The 478-nt window shown below is 71.5% G+C and carries 1 protein-coding gene; it reads right to left on the minus strand.

Annotated features, from left to right (window positions below):
* The coding region (locus G3N99_RS41530) for a CHAD domain-containing protein (RefSeq protein ID WP_206125347.1) at positions 1 to 478 on the minus strand (478 nt) is incomplete at both ends.

Here is a 478-nt window from a genome sequence, read left to right on the forward strand (position 1 = left end):
TGCCGTCGGCCGCGATCAGCGCGGGCAGGCTTTCCGTCGCGAACACGTCCCAGTCGCGCACCGTGCCGAGCAGCGAGGCAAGCCAGCGCAGGTCGACACCGAGTGTGTCGCGCCACTGGCGATCGGCGAAGAGCGGGAAGAAGCGCATCAGCGTACGCAGGCGGCGCAGCGCGACCCGCATCTGGTGCACGAATTCGGGATCGTCGTGCTCGAGCACCCCGCCCTCGTTACCGAGCCATTGCGCGGTGATGTCGCCGGACAGCGCGAACAGCGCGGCGCGCTGCGTGCGCACGCCGGTCAGGTCGACGAGCCTGGCCTTGACGGGCCCGTCGGCGGCCGGTTCGGCCGCACATGCGCGATCGATCACGCTCGTCAATTGCACGAACGCGGGCCACGCGCCGCTCAATTCGCGCGCCGCCGCAAACAGCGCATGCAGCGCGGCGGTACGCGCGGGCAGCGTCTCCCAGTCGGGCGCGGC

The organism is Burkholderia sp. Ac-20392 (assembly GCF_017104585.1).
Classification (GTDB): Bacteria; Pseudomonadota; Gammaproteobacteria; order Burkholderiales; family Burkholderiaceae; genus Burkholderia; species Burkholderia lata.